This is a genomic window from Vallitalea pronyensis (assembly GCF_018141445.1).
Classification (GTDB): domain Bacteria; phylum Bacillota; class Clostridia; order Lachnospirales; family Vallitaleaceae; genus Vallitalea; species Vallitalea pronyensis.
Map to the genome: position 1 here is coordinate 1,894,870 of NZ_CP058649.1, position 17,746 is coordinate 1,912,615.

Annotated in this window: 9 protein-coding genes; 7 read left to right on the forward strand and 2 right to left on the reverse strand. The window is 39.4% G+C overall.

The features are described 5' to 3' along the window. Window positions 1-61 precede the first annotated feature (61 nt). From HZI73_RS07875 to HZI73_RS07885, 3 genes are all read left to right on the forward strand, one after another. The gene (locus HZI73_RS07875; protein ID WP_212697700.1) at window positions 62-1,696 is read left to right on the forward strand and encodes an extracellular solute-binding protein; all 1,635 of its coding nucleotides are present in this window, start codon (window positions 62-64) and stop codon (window positions 1,694-1,696) included. A 175-nt stretch (window positions 1,697-1,871) separates the two neighbouring features. Next, a complete protein-coding gene (locus HZI73_RS07880; RefSeq protein ID WP_212697701.1) occupies window positions 1,872-4,130 on the forward strand; it encodes a helix-turn-helix domain-containing protein in 2,259 nt (752 codons plus the stop codon). 58 nt (window positions 4,131-4,188) lie between these two features. Then, window positions 4,189-7,257: a glycoside hydrolase family 2 TIM barrel-domain containing protein gene (locus tag HZI73_RS07885; protein ID WP_212697702.1), complete on the forward strand. Its 3,069-nt coding sequence runs from the start codon at window positions 4,189-4,191 to the stop codon at window positions 7,255-7,257. Between the two features lie 162 nt (window positions 7,258-7,419). Here HZI73_RS07885 and HZI73_RS07890 read toward each other — a convergent pair whose 3' ends face one another. Then, a complete protein-coding gene (locus tag HZI73_RS07890; protein WP_212697703.1) occupies window positions 7,420-7,983 on the reverse strand; it encodes a helix-turn-helix domain-containing protein in 564 nt (187 codons plus the stop codon). A 416-nt stretch (window positions 7,984-8,399) separates the two neighbouring features. On the opposite strand from HZI73_RS07890, the gene HZI73_RS07895 reads away from it, so the two are divergent. Continuing rightward, on the forward strand, window positions 8,400-11,210 hold the full coding sequence (locus HZI73_RS07895) for a LysM peptidoglycan-binding domain-containing protein (RefSeq protein ID WP_212697704.1): 2,811 nt from the start codon (window positions 8,400-8,402) through the stop codon (window positions 11,208-11,210). A gap of 221 nt (window positions 11,211-11,431) precedes the next feature. Here HZI73_RS07895 and HZI73_RS07900 read toward each other — a convergent pair whose 3' ends face one another. Next, window positions 11,432-13,303 carry a glycoside hydrolase family 127 protein gene (locus HZI73_RS07900; RefSeq protein WP_212697705.1) on the reverse strand — a complete coding sequence of 624 codons (1,872 nt, stop codon included), beginning with the start codon at window positions 13,301-13,303 and terminating at the stop codon, window positions 11,432-11,434. Between the two features lie 179 nt (window positions 13,304-13,482). Between HZI73_RS07900 and HZI73_RS07905 the strand changes: the two genes are divergently transcribed. The 3 genes from HZI73_RS07905 (at window position 13,483) to HZI73_RS07915 (ending at window position 17,686) form a co-directional block, all read left to right on the forward strand. Beyond that, a complete protein-coding gene (locus HZI73_RS07905; RefSeq protein WP_212697706.1) occupies window positions 13,483-15,033 on the forward strand; it encodes a sulfatase-like hydrolase/transferase in 1,551 nt (516 codons plus the stop codon). A gap of 67 nt (window positions 15,034-15,100) precedes the next feature. Continuing rightward, window positions 15,101-16,243 carry a mandelate racemase/muconate lactonizing enzyme family protein gene (locus tag HZI73_RS07910; RefSeq protein WP_212697707.1) on the forward strand — a complete coding sequence of 381 codons (1,143 nt, stop codon included), beginning with the start codon at window positions 15,101-15,103 and terminating at the stop codon, window positions 16,241-16,243. 15 nt (window positions 16,244-16,258) lie between these two features. After that, window positions 16,259-17,686 (forward strand): aldehyde dehydrogenase family protein, encoded by a 1,428-nt coding sequence (locus HZI73_RS07915; RefSeq protein WP_212697708.1) that lies wholly within the window; start codon window positions 16,259-16,261, stop codon window positions 17,684-17,686. Window positions 17,687-17,746: the final 60 nt, after the last annotated feature.

Here is a 17,746-nt window from a genome sequence, read left to right on the forward strand (position 1 = left end):
CTTTTTGACAATTCCTAATTGCATTATTAGATAGCTATATTAAAGAGAGAAGGAGATTAGTATGAAGAAAAAATGGATAACGTTAATGGTAGTTTTTGTATTATCGATGACAGCCATGTTCAGCGGTTGTGGTCAAAAAGACAATGCCTCATCGTCAGATGTGAAAACAAGTGGCGACGCAACAGATAACAACAAAGCAGAAGAAGCTAATTTTAACGAGACAGGTCTTCCAATCGTTCAAGAACCTGTTACGTTAAAAGTAGCAGCACGAAAAAGAGAAAGCATTAAAAAGCCTTTCGAAGAACTGGAGATGTTCAAACAGATACAAGAAGCAACCAATGTTCATGTAGAATGGCAAACAACCCCTGTTTCTTCTTGGAATGAGAAGAAAAATCTCATTCTTTCAGGCGGGAAATGGCCAGATGTTTTCTATGGCAATTACGTGCTGAACGATAATGAAATCGTGAAGTTGGCAGCAGATGGTGTTTTTATACCCTTAGAGGATCTCATTGACAAGTATGCACCTAACATTCAGAAAGTGTTTGAAGAATATCCTGAATTTAAAGCTTATATTACAGCGGCAGATGGTCATATCTATTCTCTACCAACCATACACGCCAATTTCCCTTATGCCATTGGTGCTCAGTTCATTAATAAAAGATGGCTGGATGAATTAGGGTTAGAAATTCCTGAAACAACCGACGAATTTTATGAGGTGTTAAAGGCATTTAAGGGTCGTGGCAACAGTGATGAAGTGCCTTTAAGTTTTAGGTACATGAAAGGTGCTTCCGCTATACAGGGTATTGCAGGTATGTTTGGGTCATTTGGTTTAACGGATAATGATATGCATATCGTTGTCAAGGATGATAAGGTCATCTACACAGCCATTCAGCCGGAATATAAGGAAGCTGTTAAGTATATGCACACTTTGTTTGCTGAAGGACTTGTGGATGTGGAGTCATTCTCTCAAACGTACCCCGTGTATAAGTCCAAAATGAAAAATTCCAAGGTTGGTGTGGTGAATTTATGGGGACTTAATGGGGTATTCGGCGGCAATTATAAAGAATCAGATTATGTATTTATGCCCCCATTAAAAGGACCGGGTGGTGACCAAGGTTATGTATGGAAGCCTAGTGGTGCTTTATCTGGCAAAGGATCTTTTTTAATTACAAGTACGTGTCAACACCCTGAAGTGGCCATACGATGGGCAGATTATATGGTTGACCCAGAAATAAGCTTCCAGTTATCAGAAGGCCCAATTGGTAAAACTTTTGAAAGAACAGAAGATGGAAAGTTGAAACCCATACCTGATCCTGAAGGTATGAGTCATGATGAATTTCGACATCAGGAAACGGCTGGTGCAAACAGTTTTCATATGGTCACAGCAGAATTCTTAAAGAATGTGATACCAAGTTCAGGTGTAGCTGAAAAACGCAGCTATGAACCAATCTATGAAAAAGTGAAAGACAGCATCATGTTCCCACCATACTATGAAAGTCCTGAGGATGCTAAGCGGGCTGCTATTATTCGAGCAGATGTGGACGAATACATAAGAGAAACCACGTCCAGATGGATGTTGTCCGGTGGTATTGAGGAAGAATGGGATGCCTATGTGAAACAGTTGAAAGCCATGGGGGTTGATGAATTGCAAGAAATTTATCAAAGAACCTATGACACCGGTCAATCCATGAAATAGTGTCAAACACCAATGACAATAACAAGGGCTGTCTTATTGTTTTAATGAGACAGCTCCTTATCCAATTAATGCCATCCTTTTTGTCATGGTTTATTATTTGGATATTATTTTTTTATAGCCCTAACCAATTTTAGTGGTCAACATGGTCAATCAATATAAAAATGGAGGGTACGCTATGAAACGTAAAGATAGACATATAAGTTATTATTATAAATATTTACTATCTTATATTGCAATCCTTATTATCCCCATACTGTTTCTTGCTTTATATGTGGATGTGCGTATTTTTGAGACCTTAGAAAATGAAGTCATTACCAACGATGTGAACACGTTGCATCAAGTTAAAAATGGTATTGAATCCCACCTTATTCAGTTACAAAAAATAAGGAATGAGATTTACATGGATACCAATAAATCGTCTTTTTACTTTAAGGAAGACCCTATGCAGGCAGTCCAAAGGATTGATGAATTAAGAGCTTACCAAGTGACCAATCCTTATTTAACAGATATATTTTTATACTATTGTGGTGATGACTATATCTATACATCAACAGGATCTTGTCGTCTTGAATTGATGATGAAAGATTTCTTTCATTATAAAGACTGGGATTATGATGATTTTTATCACACCATCAATACGATTCAACAACCCATGTTCCGTTCTGTTGAATGGGTAAAATTATCCAATAACACAGATCATCAGTATGCCACCATGATTTATCCCTTAAGGGAAAGTACAGCTGCTCCTTATGCCATGCTCATGTTTATCATGCCAAAAGAATTTTTTGATTCACGTATGCATCATGTGATTGATAATCATGCAAAGATAACGGTGGTTATGGATGACACAGATAAAATCATTGTGTCTTCTCAACACGCATCATTCCTCTATACGGATAAGTTTAAGAGGCTTATCACATCCACCAATCGTTTAAACAAAACAGTGATCGAACTTGAACAGAAAAAATACATTGCTGCTTTTGTTCAATCGGATGAAACAGGGTGGACTTACATCACCTTATCGCCACAAGAAAGTATTGCTTTGAAAACAAAACATGTAAGACGAGGTTTTCTATATGGCATTTTATTGGTCATTGGCATGGGTTTTCTGGCAATTTTTATATCCATGCGCATTAACTATAACCCCATTAAAAAATTAAAGAATTATTCAGCTAGTATTATCCATCACGTCAAAGGGTCTAAGGGTGAACTGGATGTGGTGAAGGAGGCCATTGATTTTTTATCGGATCAGAATGCATTATTGACAGATGAGGTTGAACATTCCAGTGAGGCAAGCCGACAATACATGACCATGCAAATATTAAGAGGCAGCATGCCGTTGCATGATCAAGTACAAAAAAAGGCAGAAAAATACGGCGTGTTGATTCATGATTATTGTACCGTAGCTATTTTATACGTGAATAACAATACAGATGGTATATTAACCCGTCAAGGGATTATACAAATGCTGAAAAAGGCATTTTCACCAACTGTTAACCTATATGCTTGTGAACATTTTGACTGTAGAAAAATAATCATGATTTTATCCTTTAAAGAGCTGGGGGATGCTGCGTTAACAGAACCCTTCAAAGATGTTCAAAAAGCCATAAAGGAGCGCTATAACATCTCAACAGCTGTTGGTATTGGCCATTGTTATGAGGATAAAAAACTCATACCCAAAGCCTATATTGAAGCATCAACGGCCGTAGACTATCGTCTGATTAAAGGAAATGGTTGTGTCATCTTATTCCGTGATATTATGGAACAGCAAATTGCATTGGCATCCTATCCACAGGAGAATCTCAAAAACATCACCCATTTTCTGAAGGCAGGTAAAATCAAAGAGATTGAAAAAGAACTGGATCACATGGTGAGTTACATTAAAAATAACAATACCCCTATCTTTATTGTCAGAGGATTGTGTTTTGATATTATTAATCAAATCTTTCAAACAAGCCAAGAGATGGTCAATGCGTTTGATAACCATGCTAATGACGTTCCAGATGTTTTTACCTTGTCCAAATACGATACAGTGGATGAATTAGCTGCGGTGGCTAAGGATCTCAGTCATGATTTGTGTACCCAAATCATACAGCAGAAAGAAAAAGAAGAATTGTCACTTATTCGTGACATGGTTATCTATATCAAAGAAAATTATTCAGACTGTTGTTTTTCCCTACAGGTTATGGCGGATCATTTTAACATGTCTCAGTCAAGCTTGAGTATGTATTTCAAAGATAAAACAGAGCAAACCATTTTAAACTATATTACGCGGATTAAGATGGATAAAGCCAAAGAATTATTAATATCAACAGAAATACCCCTAAGTAAGCTATCTCTAGAAGTTGGCTACAGCAATGTAACAAGCTTCATTCGTCGGTTTAAGCAGTGGGAGGGTATTACGCCTGGTGAATATAGGAAAAAGTACGTTTAGGATGATAAGGTATTATATATGCCAATCCTCGTGGATAGATTAGAAAAAGGAGTAATGGATGATGGAAAGAAAATACTATAACGAACTGGACACAATAGGGGTCAACACATTGCCCCCTCGCAGCACATGGATGCCTTATCATGATGATCAGTCTGCCATGGCCATGGATAGGGAAGCATCTAAGTGGTATCAATCCCTTAATGGTCTTTGGTGCTTTCGTTTTTATAAACACCCTGCTTATGTGCCAGATGAGGTGATTGATACGACTTATGACCATAATGCCTGGGACACCATTCCCGTACCATCTTGCTGGCAAATGCACGGTTACGATAAACCGGTATATTCCAATGTGAAATATGCCATACCTGTTGAACCACCCTATATCCCTAGTGACAACCCGGTAGGCTGCTATCGGACAACCTTTGATATAGCTTCATCATGGAAGACAAGAAGAACGGTCTTGCATTTTGGGGGTGTCTGTGCAGCATTTACGGTCTACTTAAATGGAAAAGAAATTGGGTACAGTGAAGGCAGTCATATGCCCTCTGAATTTGATATTACAGATGTTATTAAAAGAACGGATAATTGCCTGGTAGTGAAAGTATATAAATGGTCCACATCTACCTATTTGGAAGATCAGGATTTCTGGCGTTTGAATGGTATTTTCAGAGAGGTTTACCTCTACAGTACAGCACATGACTATACCTTGGACGTCTATAGTCGAGCTTCCTTAACAGATGATTATCAAGATGGTCTATTGGAGCTGGATATGGATGTGATAACGGCTAACGCTGGTTTGACCTACTCAGCTGTACTATATGATCAAGCAGAAAAAAAGATTGTAACACTTACAGGTACGTTTAAACATGGAAAAGGTACGGCAAAAACTGTGATAAAAGCGCCTCATAAATGGACGGCGGAAACACCTTATCTCTATACCCTCATCCTAACTTTGGAAGACAAACAACAGGTGATTGAGATATCCAGCTACCATGTAGGCTTTCGAAAAGTAGACATTCAAGACGCTAAGTTATTGATTAATGGACAGGCGGTAATCCTAAAAGGGGTTAACAGACATGACATGCATCCAGAGCGTGGTTATGCTGTTACAAGAGAGGATATGTTGCGGGATGTGATACTGATGAAAAAACATCACATCAATATGGTAAGAACATCTCATTATCCTAATGATCCCTATTTCTATGCATGTTGTGATGTTTACGGCTTATACGTTATGGATGAAGCAGACTTAGAAATGCATGGGTTCATACAGCTTGAACATCTTTCCTTTAATGGAAAAGAACAAGCAGTAGCCCTTAATGATGATAAGCAATGGGAAGCACTCTTTATTGACCGTGCCAAAAAGATGGTTGAAAGAGATAAGAATTATCCATCCATTATCTCCTGGTCCCTTGGGAACGAATCTGGTTTTGGCGCTAATCATGTCAAAATGGCAGAGTGGATCCGCACAAGAGATCATTCAAGATTTATCCATTACGAGAGTGCTGGAGAAGTAGAGGGCGTTGTTGATGTGGAAAGTTATATGTACCCTTCGGTGGAACAAGTGATAGAAAAAGCCAAACAAACCCATCATAAAAGACCATTTTTTGTATGTGAGTTCATGCATGCTATGGGTAATAGTATGGGGAATCCAAGAGAATATTGGGATGTAATCCATGACGATAATCGATTGGTAGGAGGGTGTATATGGGAATGGGCAGATCATGGTATTCACACCACAAACGATAAAGGTGAAGCCTACTATGCCTATGGTGGTGACTTTGGTGATGAACCTAATGATCTGAAATTCTGTATCGACGGTGCTGTTTTTCCTGATCGAACCCCTCATACAGGATTAATTGAACTAAAAGAAGTGATTGCACCTGTACAGGTTAAAGGATTTAACCAAGATACCCTTGAAGTCTTCCTAGAAAACCGTTATGATTTTACGGATTTGTCTCATGTGATCTTGGACTATGACCTGTTAGAAGAAGGCATGAAGATACATTGTGGCTCCGTTGAGCTTCCTAAGATTGAACCTCATGGTAAGGGGAGCTGCACATTACCAAAAAACATATTATCCCTTATCCAAAACAAATCCGAATATCATATAAATCTATATGTGAACCATAAAAACCCTGAGGGATGGGAAAAAGAAGCAGGTCCAATATGCAGCTATCAAGTAGCCTTAACAGACAGAGTAAGTCATGAGGCGCAATCCTATACCAGGATAATAGAACCCCTCAAGGTAATAGACGAAAAAAGTTGTGTCACGGTCATTGGGACAGATTTTCGTATAACTTTTGATAAAGCTTATGGAACGCTATCCAAGTACGTCTATAAAGACAAGTCCTTGATGCATGAAGGACCAGTGGAGAACCTCTGGCGGGCAGCCACAGATAACGATGAGAGAGGTTGGTTCTTAAGGGAGGATTGTGTTGCTGGTACATGGAGAAGTGCAGGGTTGGATAAGCTATGGCGCCGTGTGCATGCGGTTCACTGGGACAATACAAAGGAAGGGTTTGTTTTTACAGTCCATACTCAACTAGGAAAACCATCCATGTATCCTGCTTATGGGACAACATGTACTTACAACGTAACAGATGGTGGGAAGGTCTCTATTCGTGTGCATTACATGCCTAAAGCAGTTATGGATTGTCTGCCAAGATTAGGTATGACATTCCAGATGCCTAAAGGGTTTGAGCAAGTAAAGTGGTATGGTAGAGGTCCTCATGAAAACTATGTGGACCGAAAAGAAAGTGCACTTGTTGGACGCTATGAAGGAACAGTGGATGACCTCTTTGTGAACTATGTCATACCACAAGAAAATGGCAATAAAACGGATACAAGATGGTTGACCATCACCAATGACGAGGGTGTTGGTCTTAGGGTTGCAAGCCATCACCTCTTTGAGCATAGCGTGCATCACTATACGGCTGATGATCTATACCAGGCAAAACATACCTATGATTTAAAAAAGCGTGAAGAAACCATTGTCAATATCGATTATGGGCAATGTGGTATTGGTAATGGCAGCTGTGGGCCAAGAACCCGCGTTCTTGAGAAGTATATGTTAAAAGCTGTACCTTGTCAGTTAGAATTTTATATAATACCCATAGGGTCGTAAAGATGCTCAATAAGATAAGATACAACGCATATTTCTCATAACAATCCATCAACATCTGTATGCCATGATATAACAATGAAGCATTTATCGTTCCCAAGTGTGAGATGGATCGTACCATTGCCTTTCACACTTGGGAACGTATCATGTTATGCCATATACGGGTCAATCCCTTTTCAATGTATGGGATAGGGTATCTCTTTTCATAAGATAATAAGCAAGACCAATAAAGGTTGTAGAAATAATCACCCAAAAGGTGGGTTTTATGTTTCTGCTTTCACAGTCACGGTATACATAGCGTAAAATTGTAACGATAATGGGTAGAAAGGAAAACAGCATGCAGCAGGCTGAAGTTATCATCAGATACAAGATGGTTGTATCATCATAGCTGCCACTAAACCGCCCATAGAGAGCCATGGCAAATGTTCCTAAAAAAAGGACAAGGAATAGACCCACAACCACCATTGTCTTTTTAGAATTTTTTTTCATGGCAAGGACCTCCTTTCTCACATCCATCACAAGTTCTACACGTGTATTAGGATGTGTTAATTGTTCAACGGGTACATTGAAAATTTTTGAAAGGTGTATAAGATTCTCTGTTGAGGGTTTGGAAAGTCCTGTTTCCCATTTTGAAATGGCTTGCCGACTAACACTTAATAGCTCAGCCAGATATTCTTGTGACATACCATTTGTTTTTCGTATGTCTTGTATTTTTTCTCCTAATGTCATAAGTACCACCTCCATCTATAGGGTATCAAATACGACGGTTGCACACTACCAACTATTTGGCAACTATTGGTTGCACACGGGTTGCAACGGTATTTTCTTAGTTATTATACTACACAATGAACGGAATGAATAATGATTATGATAAAAGCCCTAAGTTTTTTTATTCTGTCTGCTAATGTTGAATCATACTCACATTTTTTCTGCTTGGTTGACATTATTTCAAATGAATCGGGTAAATTTGTTTAGAGTGATACATAAAAAGACTAGCTATTATAAATAAATGTAAAAAATAGCTGATCTTCATGGATGATAAATTGATAACCCATGTGAAAAAGTGTAAATTTACGCTGTTCCTTAGGTGTTTTATGATGGTTATGTACAATTTAATGTACAAAATAATATTAAGGGAGGCATTTATGCGTAAACCAAAAGGTAAAATAATGACAATGATTTGCATCCTATTATTACTAATGAATGGATTCACATTATCAGCCTATGGAAAAGAAAGGGTGAGGGATTGTCATGTCACGAAAGACGTAACACTCCTGGAAGAGGTACTGGTTAAGCTGCAACTATTAAGGGAATTGAAAGATGTAGCAGAACAGGAAGGGTATGATGTTGAGAGAGAAAAGGCTGCCATATGGATGGCAGAGCAATTTCTTAAGTTTGCAGATTGGGATGAAGCACATATTGAAGAGAATGCAACGGCTTTTGGATCGGCACCCATGTACAAAAACAGTGATACCCAAAAGATGGCAGAAGAATTACCGGACTTTGAGCGTCGTGAAGTGTTAAAAATGGTGGAGAAATCCTTGCTAGACTTACAACAGGTGATGGCAGGTACAGTGAGCCGAGAACCTGTTAGGTTAGTGGAGTGGGATAAAGTCACTGTACAAAACGGCCAATATGTCAACAGTGATGGCAAACCCGTCTTCTTATATGATTATTTTTCTAAAGCACATGGAGCACCACAAAATGACCCTGAATTATATAATGATTACTTGGGAAATATTGTGCATCCATTATCATTGAGTACCTTAATGTGCGCCACTGAAGAGGGGGACTTAAATGACAGAGCCATAAATGAAGTTATACATTTTGACACGTATTATCCAGGTGCTGGGGACAATATTGGGTATATGTTTTTATGGCATAAAGGAAACTTAATTCCTAAATGGGCTCAAGAAAAATATGGTGTAGAAAACTTGAACCAAGGCATATCAACGTATACATCCTATGACATTGATAATCCTTATATCCGGGACATGTGGACAAAAATCTTTGATAAGCTAATTCCTCAAATAGCAGGTAGAAAACAAGATACTTTAGGGTATGTACTCACCAATGAGCCCCATTGGGTAACGGATCAAAACAACAAATGGTTTGCCGTTAAAAATGGTATCAGTGACCATACATTAGCGTATTATAGAACTTGGTTGCAGGAAAAGCATGGTGATATTGCAACGCTTAATCAATTATGGGGAACGGCGTATAACGCATTTGATGAGATTACAGTTGAAGTACCTATGGATATCCCGGCTATTCGAGGTACACCTATGGGTTATGATTGGCAAAGGTTTAACATGGACCGTGTCATGAACTGGTTCACCTTTTTACATGATGGCATTCTAGAGAATGACCCCACAGCAACAACCCACTTTAAGATTTTCCCACGTTTTATTACCGGTGAATCAGGGTATCGGGATCATGGTATTGATGTAGAAGCTATTTCCATGATGACTGAAATGGTTGGACATGATGCCACCATACGAAAAGCAAACAATCTTGCTGTGGAGCCAGAAGCTTGGGAGACGAATTATGTGTACTACTGGCGTGAAGCAGCCATGATGAATGATTTATTAAGCTCTTTTGGGCCAGACAAAATCAACATTAACTCCGAGTCACATTTTGCATCCACATCCAATTATAGGGATTTAGAAATGGCACCAGAATATGTGCGTTCAGCCTATTGGCTTTCTACCATTACTGGCACCCATGCAAACTTAACATGGTGGTGGCCAAGATATGCCGATGGTTCCATTGAACCAAGACATCTTAATAACTTATCTAAAGCAAAAAGTTACCCAGGTTCAGTGGTGCAACAGCCAAGAGTAGCCAATGAAATCACACAAACATTCTTTGACATGAATGCCCATTCTGAAACACTTGTTAAGTTCCAACAGCAAGAAAAGCCTATACGGTTATTCTATTCAGAAACGGCCAATATTCAGGATAAAGAGCAAATTAACAAACTGTTTGATGCATATGAGTCCATGTATTTTGAAGGCATGCCAATGGGTTTTGCCACACAGAGAATTTTGGATGAAGAAGTTGGTGCCTTTGATGTGGTGGTTATATATGATACACCAACGGTGACAGACGCAGAATTCGAAGCGGTTCAAAACTATCTGAATGCTGGCGGAACGGTTATCATGGATGAAGTCAGTCTGGTAGCTGATGAATATAAAAAAGAGCGTCATGAATTGTTGATGGCTGGTAACGGACAGCTGGTTGTTGTGGAACAAAATACCTTAGAAAACATGAAAGCAGAAGCATTTAAAATTGTCCAACATAAAATGCCCACTGTTATTGTAAAAGAAGACAATGGTTTAGCACAAAAAGGTTGTATCTGGCGTGTTGTTGATGGCGATGATGAAGACAATAAAGTGGTGACCGTTATCAATGTGGGTAAAAACACAGCTCAACTAACCATTGAAGGCATAAACAGGGATAACACAAAAGTCATTGATTTATTAACAGGTCAAGCATTGCCTCATAAGATACAATTACCACCAGAAGGTGTATTGTTCCTAAATGTAGGGAATAAGTCAGCTTGGGCAATACATGATCCTGTTAAAGGTCTCAAAGAGCCGATCACAGCAGTTGTTACCGTTGGTGATTCAACAATCATGAGTTGGATGGGTGGTGAAAATGAAAAGTATCATGTATATGCCAATGATCAATTGGTAGCCAGCAACATCCATGCAACCACCATTAAGTTGTCAGGCATGCTACCAGAAGAGGGTGTTAACTTTGTTGTGAAACTGGCTAAGGGCAAACCTGTAGCAGCAACCCTGACGAAGCCATACAAAGTGGTAAAAGGAGATACCTTAGCTAAAATAGCCAAAGGATACCATACTACTTTGCAGGTACTGCAACAGATCAATGACATAAAAAATCCCCATTACATTCATGTAAACCAGATAATCCTTGTACCAACACAGTAGCTATAGGGTATCTGTCAAGACATCATCATGAAAATAGAATGAGGTGTAGTTTACCAAACAACCAATGTTATAGCTTGAAGGTTTAGGGCTGTCTTGTCAAAGCATCACCATGTCATTATGAGAGGAAAAAAATAAGAGGTTAAGCATAAAGCCTAGCCTCTTATTTTTCTAAAATTCTGAAGTCAAAATTGCTTTGATGGGACAGCCCCTTTAATGATCCATTAAGCTCTTGGCAGCCACACACTCATATCGCTTTCTTCTCTGTTTGCCCAAGCAAAATAAGGGATGAAGCGAACGGGTACTTTTTTATCATCATCTTTTGTAAGAGGGTGATAAAGGGCGTCACCTTTTGGTCTTCTTACAAGCTCCGCTTTTAACCCAACCATATGATAAGGCAGATCGGTGATGATTTCTTCCTCAAATTCAGTGTCAGTGGACAGGGCTAACTCGTCCATGGATATGCCATCAGCAATATCACAACCTTCTAGGCAGTAGACAACGGGACCCCTTTTGACAGCTACCATACCGTTAGCTTGTTCAACCAGTGGATTAGCCGTATACAATGTTGCCTTCATTGGTAAAAGAATAGTCAGTGTGTCATCTGATTGAACCATCACATCATGCATACCCGGTTCAATAGGCTTACCGTTGCATGTTGCTTCATGACACCAAGATGGAATACGGAATGAAAGAGTCATATTTTCAGGTGCTTCTATAATATGAATGTTCACTTCTTCATCCCAAGGATAATTAGAGGTCATGTTTATCTTAACAGGTGCTCCACTAGATAGCTTTGTATCCAGTTCACTTCCAGCGAAGAGATTAATGGAAACCCCATCTTCAGCTAATGAATAGATCCACTTAGGCATGCCTGTGTAGGTACGCCATAATTGTGGCGGGCAGCACCAACAGTCAAATGTAAAGAAGCGCTCATTAGGTACATGGGAATATTGTTCAAAAGTAGGTTTGATTCGTTCATTTATCCGGTGAGATAGAGGATTAGCATAGAAATAACGGAGCATATCAAGACTGGAGCCAGATATACCTGCGTTATAAAGAATATTTTCCATCCAGTCCCCGTAGGTTGCTTTGTTGGTTAAGGCCAGCATACGTTTCGCCCACATGGCTACAGCTATATTGGCACAGGTTTCATTATACGCGATACGATGAGGTAAGTTAAATTCATCACTAAACGCTTCGTGAACATGATCGCCTCGCTCTGAAATCCCCACATAGAGAGGGCACACGCCACCTGTAATGTAGATGCGTCTGTCAACCATGTCATCCCAAATGCGCTCAAGAGCTGTCATAAGGGCTTCTTCTTCTGTATGGGCATAAACATCAGCAGCACCTGCATAGAGATAGGCAGCAGTCACTGCATGACCTACAGGTTTGATTTCATCACGAAGTGCTACACGGTTTTGGTTCTGATCCCCATTACCTAACTTAGTACCACGCATGGTCACAAAGATATCAGCAAGTTTAAGATAGTTAGCTTCTTTTGTTAAGCGATACAGTTCAACAAGGCCCATAATCTGACTGGGATTGAAACCAAAATCACCTAACGCAGGATTAAGAGGTATAAAGACGGTACATAAATAATCAGCAGCACGTTTGGCTACATTTAAAAGGCGTTGGTCACCTGTGGCTTCATAATGGACACATGCACAAGAAAAGAGATGACCATAATTGTACAGCTCGTGGAAATTAGGATTTGCCCAACGTGCTTTATCCGTTAAGGTTATCTGTGTACATATGTATCCATCAGCCTCTTGAGCAGCTTCAATCCAAGGAATATATTGATTCATGATACGAAGAATGTCAGGATCTTTTGTAACAGCATATTGGTTGGCACAACCTTCGATGAATTTATAACAGTCTCCATCCGACCAGTCGTTCCTATAAAATTCGCCTTTGACTTCACCTGCTGCAATTCCAAAGTTCAGCATTCTTGCCGCATTTTTTTCATTTAATAGTGCCGCTTCCAGATTTTTAATGATATGCATGTAGTCTTTCACTCTGTTGCCCCAGAAACCAGACGTTAATTTGGCTTCTCCCGTTTTAATCGGTTGGAAATTTCGTTGTTTATTCATGATATACGACTCCTTTTTAAGTTTGATGTGTTCATAAGTAGTGCTTGTTGGTGTATAAGAAAAGTTTAAATGTAAAACGTCCTTGCAAAAAAAGTAAATATCCGTTACAATAGTTATATGATATCATATATCTGATAACAATGCAAGATATAACGATAGTTAGTGAGGAGAAATGTATAATGAATATTTTTATGATCATGTGTGATGAATTAAGAGCCGATGTAATGGGCTATTTAGGTAATGACACCATCAAGACACCTCATTTGGATGCATTAGCAGAGGATTCCATTATCTTTGAAAACGCATACTGCAATACACCCATGTGTGTACCATCAAGAGTGAGCATAGCTACTGGTCGGCATGCCTTGAGTCATGGGGCGTTAGACAATATGCTTAGGCCACTGGATGATGAAGTTTCTATCTATAGTATGCTTCAAAAAGAAGGTTATATAACCTTTAATCATGGAAAATGGCATAGTAATATTGCACCTGAAAAATTTGGTGTCACTTTTTCCAATAACGGTAGCCATCGAACACAAGGAGCAGAAAAGCAGGTCACATGTTTTGGTATCACCGATCGTGAGTTAAGAAAAGAAACCACTTATAAAAGAAATGATGGCGAAATTCCACTCATTATATATGGTACAAGACCTTCCCATAAAGATCATACACTGGACAGTGTGGTAACAAAAAATTATTTAGATGTGCTTGATCATTTAGATGAAGTAGGTCAGCCTGTTTTTGGAAGGTTGTCCATCATGGACCCTCATACACCCTATTTCCCATCTGAACCTTACGCATCCATGTATCCTCCTGATGCACTGCCATTACCTGACAGTATCCAGGAAGACCTTCATACGAAACCTGTCTTACAGCGTTATTTTCACAAAGTAAGAGGGTTTGATTTATTAGAAGAACAGGATTATAGACAATGTAAGGCGGCCTATTATGGCTTAGTCACCCATGTGGATGATCGGATAGGTCAGGTGATTGACCGGTTAAAGGCATTGGATTTATATGATGACAGTTTGATTATTTTTACATCGGACCATGGCAGTATGTTAGGGGAACACGGTTACATAGAAAAATGGGGGCATATGTATGAGCAGGTCATGCGAACACCTTTACTCATTAAACCGCCTCATAATCCCTACAAAGGTAAACGCTTGGATAGTTTTGTGGAGTCCATTGATATCATGCCAACCATTCTTGAACTGCTGAACTTGGAGATACCTGATGGCGTACAAGGAAAAAGCTTGGTGCCTTATATGACTGGGAAAACGTCAGTGCATAAGGAAGAAGTCTATGGGCAGTATTATTGCGGTTCCTTGCAAAATACACCTGCATTAATGGTAAGAGATGAGACATGGAAATTGACTTATTACCCAGAAGGCAATGCCATGGAAGACAAATTATTAAATGACCATCCCCTTAAAATGTCCCCTATGTTTGAAAAGAAAGATGTGTTTGGTGAGTTATACCATATGGGCAATGACCCAGATGAGATTCATAATCTGTTTGATGATCCAGCTTATGCCACCATAAAAGAGTCGTATATGGCCAAGTTAGAGAATTGGAAAAAAGACCTTGAACCCATAGTTGTTGCAGATACCATGCCATCCCATAATGACTTAAGCCTTCACGTGTTAACCCAAGGTGAAAACATGACAGCAGCTCAGGACTTACTTCGAGGTGAGGGACGATTAAGGCAGTTAAAACGAAAGTCATGACTTAAGGGATAATGGGTAACTATAATGATATAATGAAAAAGGATGGGCAGTCACAGGGAGGACTTAGATGAAAATAAAAAATGTAGAAACCATTGTACTCAAACAAACATTGGATGAAGGGGTTTCCTTTGCTTATTCTCAAGCATGGTATAACACCAGAACCATTATGATTCTTAAAGTCACAACAGATACAGGTATTGTTGGCTGGGGGGAATCCTTTGGGCCAGCTTTTGTTAATCAGGTGATTATTGACAAATACTTTAAAGACTACTTAATTGGTAAAGACCCTTTGGATATCGAAGTCATTTGGGAAGGACTTTACAACATGATGCGGGATCATTGTTCCAAGGGTAATGCCATAGAAGCTATCAGTGCAGTAGATATTGCATTATGGGATATTAAAGGTAAGTATTTTAACCAACCCATTTATAAACTCCTTGGAGGTACACCAAGAAAGAAAATTAGGCCTTATGCCACTGGATTATATAGGCATGTATTACCTACAGACATGGATGTTCTGGTTGAAGAAGCAAAAGGCTATCAAGAAGCGGGTTTCAAAGCCATGAAAATCAAAATTGGTTTTGGAATAGAAGACGATATTCATGCAGTAAAAGCCATTCGAGAGGCTGTTGGTGATGAGATGATGCTCATGGTGGATGCCAATCATGCCTATAATGCCAGCACAGCATTAAAAATCTGCCAAGGGATTGAAAAGTATGATATAAGATGGTTTGAAGAGCCTGTTCCACCAGAGGACATTGAAGGCTATAGGGAAGTCAAGCGTCATACGAGCATTCCCATAGCAGGCGGGGAGGCAGAATTTACCCGATTTGGGTTCAATCATCTTCTTGGAAAACGGGCAGTAGATGTGGTGCAGCCGGACTGTGGTGTAACTGGTGGTATCTCAGAATTTAGAAAAATAGCTGTCCTGGCATCGGTGAACAATATCCAATGTTACCCACATGTATGGGGAAGTGCTATTGCCCTCTATACGGGCATTAACTGTGCCTTTGCATTACAAGATTTTCCCAACAAGCTGGTTCAAGAAGATATGTTGCTGGAATATGACCGTACGGAGAATATATTTCGAGAACGTTTGGCAAAAGAGCCATTGGAATTAGTGGATGGTTATATATTGCCCCCAACCAAACCAGGGCTTGGTATTGAGATTAATGAAGCACTATTGGAAGAATATCGGGTTGAAGCATAGAAGGAGGTAGAGAAAATGTTGTATCAATGTTATATTAATGGTAAGAGAGTAGCAGGTCGTGACGGTGAAAAGAATGTGATTAATCCCGGTACAGAAGAAGTCATCGGGCAAGTATCCTTAATTGATGAAGAACAAGCAAAAGAAGCACTCATAGCAGCCCAAAAAGGGTTTGCCTATTGGTCTGGACTGACCATCCGTGAAAGGGAAGAGTGGATTAATCGATTAAAGCTGGCTGTCATGGATGAAGAAGAAGAGATTGTTGATTTATTAATGATGGAAACAGGTAAGCTATACGATAGTGCGAAGGAAGATTATCAGATGCTTATTGACTGTTTTGACTTTTTCACAGATGAAGCCAAAAACATGGAAGATGAAATCATCCGTGACGCAGAAGGAAGTCATCACAATATCATCACACGCGAACCTATTGGTGTGGTTGTTGCCTATTTAGCTTGGAACTTTCCATTATTGAACCTTGGCTATAAATTAGGACCCGTATTGGCATCAGGCTGTTCTTGTGTTATTCGACCATCCGAATCCACACCTTTAGCCACTCTTAAAATAGGTGAAATTCTTGAAAAAATCAAATTCCCTAAGGGGGTTGTTAATTTAGTCCTTGGTGATGTAAGTAAGATATCCCATGTATTGAACAGTAGTGATATTACCCAGCTTATCACCTTAATAGGGTCCACCAATACAGGTAAAAAAGTAATCAACGATTCGACCACATCCATTAAGCGGTTTTCATTGGAATTAGGTGGCAATGCTCCAGCAATTGTGCTAAAGGATTACGATGAAAAGAAAGCGGCAAGAACCTTAACCCATTTCAAATTTGCAAACTGCGGGCAGGTATGTGTCAGTCCCAATCGTATATTTGTTCATGAAGACCAATACGAAAGCTTTGTCCACGAAGCCCTAGAAGTGGCTCAGACCATCAAAGCAGGTTGGGGGAAAGAGAAAGGGGCATCCATAAGCCCGATGATTTCAAAACGAGCAAGAGATAGGATGTTTGATATCGTTGAAGACGCCCTTCAAAAAGGAGCAAGGCTTGTATATGGCGGTAAAGTGCCAGAAGAAAAAGATAAAGGATTCTACATGATGCCTACCATCTTAGCAGATGTCACAAAGGATATGAAGTGCTATCAAGAGGAGATATTTGGACCCATTATGCCTATTTTAAAGTATAATGAACAATTGGATTTAATTGAGGCAGGTAACGATACAGAGTATGGGCTGACTTCCTATGTATTCTCTAACGACATGAAGGCCATCAACCAAATAGCAAAAGGACTAAAAGCAGGTACGGTTTGTGTCAACAAGCCTAAATATGCTGTTGAATTACCTCATGGAGGTATTAAAGAGAGCGGTATTGGTAAAGATTGCTCTAAATATTCGTTGGAAGAATACTATTATATTAAACGTATTTCCATTGCCATGGACTAGGTAATCCTATACAATAACAATAAGAGATGACATGCATGTTCAGTAGGTTAGATGAAGGTG

Excerpts from the sequence above, each read along its gene's own strand:
- HZI73_RS07875 (WP_212697700.1), top strand. The coding sequence starts at position 62 with ATGAAGAAAAAATGGATAACGTTAATGGTAGTTTTTGTATTATCGATG.
- HZI73_RS07880 (WP_212697701.1), top strand. The coding sequence starts at position 1,872 with ATGAAACGTAAAGATAGACATATAAGTTATTATTATAAATATTTACTA.
- HZI73_RS07885 (WP_212697702.1), top strand. The coding sequence starts at position 4,189 with ATGATGGAAAGAAAATACTATAACGAACTGGACACAATAGGGGTCAAC.
- HZI73_RS07890 (WP_212697703.1), bottom strand. The coding sequence starts at position 7,983 with ATGACATTAGGAGAAAAAATACAAGACATACGAAAAACAAATGGTATG.
- HZI73_RS07895 (WP_212697704.1), top strand. The coding sequence starts at position 8,400 with ATGCGTAAACCAAAAGGTAAAATAATGACAATGATTTGCATCCTATTA.
- HZI73_RS07900 (WP_212697705.1), bottom strand. The coding sequence starts at position 13,303 with ATGAATAAACAACGAAATTTCCAACCGATTAAAACGGGAGAAGCCAAA.
- HZI73_RS07905 (WP_212697706.1), top strand. The coding sequence starts at position 13,483 with ATGAATATTTTTATGATCATGTGTGATGAATTAAGAGCCGATGTAATG.
- HZI73_RS07910 (WP_212697707.1), top strand. The coding sequence starts at position 15,101 with ATGAAAATAAAAAATGTAGAAACCATTGTACTCAAACAAACATTGGAT.
- HZI73_RS07915 (WP_212697708.1), top strand. The coding sequence starts at position 16,259 with ATGTTGTATCAATGTTATATTAATGGTAAGAGAGTAGCAGGTCGTGAC.